Source organism: Streptomyces sp. WELS2 (genome assembly GCF_013870595.1).
GTDB lineage: Bacteria > Actinomycetota > Actinomycetes > Streptomycetales > Streptomycetaceae > Streptomyces.
In genome coordinates this window covers 1-4,047 of record NZ_JACBWZ010000590.1, presented here as the reverse complement: position 1 = coordinate 4,047, position 4,047 = coordinate 1, and the positions used below count along the sequence as shown (strand labels likewise).

At 73.7% G+C, this 4,047-nt stretch carries 3 protein-coding genes; 2 read left to right on the top strand and 1 reads right to left on the bottom strand.

The annotated features are described in order from the left end of the window. The first annotated feature begins 34 nt into the window (after positions 1-34). Positions 35-1,594, top strand: a complete 1,560-nt coding sequence (locus H5J33_RS26235; protein ID WP_399552924.1) for an SWIM zinc finger family protein — start codon at positions 35-37, stop codon at positions 1,592-1,594. Positions 1,595-1,762: 168 nt separating this feature from the next. Here the strand turns inward: H5J33_RS26235 and H5J33_RS26230 are convergent, their stop codons facing one another. Continuing rightward, positions 1,763-2,725: a ScbA/BarX family gamma-butyrolactone biosynthesis protein gene (locus H5J33_RS26230; protein WP_258565412.1), complete on the bottom strand. Its 963-nt coding sequence runs from the start codon at positions 2,723-2,725 to the stop codon at positions 1,763-1,765. 582 nt (positions 2,726-3,307) lie between these two features. Between H5J33_RS26230 and H5J33_RS26225 the strand changes: the two genes are divergently transcribed. Continuing rightward, positions 3,308-4,027 (top strand): HAD family hydrolase, encoded by a 720-nt coding sequence (locus H5J33_RS26225; protein WP_181797325.1) that lies wholly within the window; start codon positions 3,308-3,310, stop codon positions 4,025-4,027. The last annotated feature ends 20 nt before the right edge of the window (positions 4,028-4,047 follow it).

The window sequence follows — 4,047 nt, the reverse complement described above, 5'->3', positions numbered from 1 at the left end:
GACGGGGACCGCCCGGGCCGGGGCCGTGCGGGACATGCGGCACTACCTGGCGACCGCCTTCCGGATGCCCACGTGGACCGACACCACCGACGGCGACCCGGAGCACACCGCCCCCGCGGCCAACCCGCCCGCCGAGCCGTCCGCCGTGACGGCGGAGCCCGAGGAGAGGGAGCGCGCGGTGGAGGCGGATCGTGCGGTGGAAGCCGGCCGCTCGGCGGGGACCGGTCCCTCGGCGGAAGCGGGCCCCTCGGCCAAGGCCGGCCGTTCCGCGGAGTCCGGTTCGGCGGTCGGCGCGGTGGAGCGGTCGTACTTCGGGGCCGGGACCATGGGTACCCCCCACCGCGACAGCGAACTCCGCCGCACCTTCCCGGCGTTCCCCGCCCGGGGGAGTGGCGGCACCGGGGAACCGTTCGCCGGTACGTGGTGGGGCAACGCCTGGGTCGGTGCGCTGGAGCGGGGCGCGCTGGACGCCAAGCGGCTGGCGCGCGGCCGGGGTTACGCCGACCAGGGGCAGGTGGACGCCATCACCGTCACACCGGGGCTGGTGCTGGCGTACGTACGGGGCAGCCGGCCCCGGCCGTACCGGGTCCAGGTGCGCGTACGGACCCTGGAGGACGCGGACTGGGAGCGGTTCCTGGACGCCGCCGCCGACCGGCCGGGGCACATCGCGGCGCTGCTCGACAAGGAGTTGCCCCAGTCGCTGGCAAACTGCGGTGTGCCGCTGCTGCCCGGCCCCGGCGACCTGGTTCCGCGCTGCGGCTGCCCGGACTCCGGTCACCCCTGCAAGCACGCCGCCGCCCTCTGCTACCAGACGGCCCGCCTGCTCGACGCCGATCCCTTCGTACTCCTCCTGCTGCGCGGGCGGGGCGAGAAGGAGCTGCTGGACGTGCTGTCCCGGCGCAGTGCGGCCCGGGCGGCCCGCGCCGCGAGCGAACGGCAGCCGCGGACCCTGCCGGGCGTCCGGGCTGCCGACGCCCTGGCGCCTCGCGGGCTCCCGCCTCTGCCGCCGCCGTTGCCGGTGCCGCCGCACCCCGAGCAGCCCCCTGTGTACCCCTCGGCGCCCGGCGGCCCGGACCCCTTCGCGCTGGACCAGCTGGCGACCGACGCCGCCGCCCGCGCCCACACGCTGCTCGCCACCGGACGCGATCCGGTCGGTGAACTGTCCCTGTGGCAGGACGCGGTGCGCCTGGCCGCGGCCCGTCCCGGTTCCGGGCTGACCGCGGCCACCCGCACGCTGTACGCCGCGCTCGCCGACGCGACCGGCCGTACGCCGGCCGATCTCGCGCGAGCCGTCGCGGCCTGGCGGCAGGGCGGGGAGGCGGGGCTGACCGTCCTGGAGGAGCCGTGGGACCCGCCGGCCGGCCGTTTCGACCGGGCCCGTCCGCTGCTGCTCGCCGCCGACCTGCCGGCGTTCCGCCCCTGGCGCAACCGCCTCACCCATCCACGCGGCCATGTCCAGCTGCGGCTGGGCCGCGACGGACTGTGGTACGCCTACGAGTCGGAGCCCGGCCGGGAGGACTGGTGGCCCCGCGGCACCCCGGACTCCGACCCGGTGGGCGCCCTGACGGGCCTCGCCCTGCCCGACGACCTCTGACCCCGCCCCCTTCGGAGTGGGCTCGTCGGACGGCTCCTGACCAGGCCGCCCGACGAGCTGTCTCCTCCGCCTGCACGAGCATGACGCCCGTGGAACCGGCGCCCGGGACATCGTGACCGGGTGGTCACCGGCAACGGATCCCGTGGGGGACCGGCCGGGCATCCGGCGTCAGGACGTGGCCGGGTGGGTCGTCACCGCGCACTCGAAGACGAGCGCGTCGTGCTGCTCGACGGTCACGCGGACGCGGCCGTCGGCGGCTGTCCCGGCGGTGACCCAAGCGGGGGCGTCCAGCTCCGCGTACCGGTGGAAGGCCGCGTCCAGGCCCGTGGCGAGGACCGGCTCCGGGCCGAGGTGGTGCCGGGCCGCCTGCCGGGCCGCCTCCAGGAGCAGCATGCCGGGAGCATGGTCGTTCGGGTGGTCGAAGATGATCGGGTGCAGGGTGTTCACCCGCAGCTGCCAGCGGCCGTCGGCGCCGCGGGGCGAGAGCACCACGTCGTGCGGACGGTCCCGGCCGACGAGACCGGGCTGGAGCGACGGCGGCAGTTCGACGGCCGCCGCCATGGCCCGCTCGGCGTCCGCGTAGGCCCCGCGCAGCCGCTGGTACAGCGCTCTGCTGTGCGAACTGAACGAGGTCGACGCCGTGCCGAGGTGCTGCCCCTCGCGGGTGGCGGTCACCTCCATCCGCATCCCGCGCAGCACACCGGCCCGCCGCTCGATGCCCGAGCAGAGGATGCGCAGTTCCACGTCGGCCGGGGTGAGCCCGGCGCGCAGCGCCGCCGGGTCCAGGGTGACGTGGAGATCGCGCCATATCTGCTTGTGGTCCATGGGCGCGCCGAAGACCGCGTGGGACAGCAGCGGCACCGTCTGCCGCAGCGTCTCGCTGAACAGCAGCGGGTCGTGGAAGCCGTCGGCGGGACCGTAGAAGGTGTGGGCCCGCGGCCACTGGGCCGTGACCGTGCAGGTGTCCGGATCCGTCTGGCGCCAGCCGGTGAGGAACACCTCGGTGACCACCGAGCGGTGGACGTACTCCTTGGGGACGGTTGTCGTCAATGTGGTCAGTCCGACGGGTGTGGTGGGCACGGTGGCCTGGAAGTCCGTGATCATACTGTCGATGGGCGCAAACGTGGTCATCTTGCCTCTCCCCCTGGGCAGTCGAGAACGGAGTGCTGCCGGAAAGCAGGTCAAACCGTGAACAGATCTGGGTGGAGCGCGGGTTGAGCCGAGCGGTGTGCGACGGGCGTCACTGTACGGACTGACCGGTTTTTTTTCCAGCCTTTCCCGTCCCTGCCGACCGGTGCCCGCCGGGTGTGTCCGGACGGGCGCGAGCGCGTCGGACGACACGCGGCCGAGCCCGGCCGGCGAGGGTGCGCGACCCTCTGCGCACGTGCGCCCCTCGACGTCAACTCTGCACGCTCCCTTGGGAATTGCGGTCGATTACAGACGTCCGTGCACGGCCGTCCGGCCCGTTCCGCGCGCCCGTACGGGCGTTCGGAACCGGGTCCGGTCAGCCTACTCGCGGCCGGTCGCGGGGGACCCACCGGTGTGACGAGCAGGGCACGATGCGTGGACGTCGCATCCCGGGACCCGAGACGCCCGACCGTGGTCCGTGGACTATCGGGCGGCACCCGTGTGAAGATCTCAACCGGTCGTCAGGTTTACTCGATTCGCTGTCCACGCGAAGCGCCGGCGGATCGAGGGAGGAGAGATGAATCCATGACCGAGCAGCTCGGAAAGCTCCGCATGGTCGCGCTCAACATCGACGGAGTCCTGCTGAACGACACGTTCAGCCCCGTCATCCACCACTTCGTCACGAGCCGGGGCGGCACCTACTCCGCCGACCTGGAGCGCCGGATCTTCTCCCAGCCGCAGGCGGTCGCGGGCAAGATCCTCGCGGAGGTGTGCGGGATGCAGACCTCCCCGATGGAGACGATCGACGTCTACTTCGAGGACCGGGCGCGCTACCTCGCGGACCACCCGGTCCGCGTCCTCGACGGCGCGGCGGAACTGCTGCGCCGAATCCGCGCCCTCGGGCTGCGGACCGTCTGCTACGGCGGGCTCGACGCCTCCCACTTCGAGCGCTACCTGGGGCACCTGACCGACCTGTTCGACGAACCCCGGTACGTGTGCACCAACGACATCCGCCCCGGCCTGTACGAGATCGCCGTCGACATCGCCGGACTCGCCGTGGACGAGGTGCTGTTCGTGGACGACGTGGCCCGGGTCGCCGAGGCGGCCCGCGAGCTGGGCGCCCCGTTCATCGGGCATCCCAGCGACTTCGAGCACGGCTACCAGCGGCAGCTCATGGCGGAGACCGGCGCGCGTCACATCGTCGGCTCCCTCGACGAGATCGACGACGCGCTGCTGCGTACGATCGACGCGGAGGCGCGGGCCGGCACCCTCTGGGCCGGCGCGCCCGGAAAGGCGGTGGCGTGACACCGGAAGGCGGACTGCTG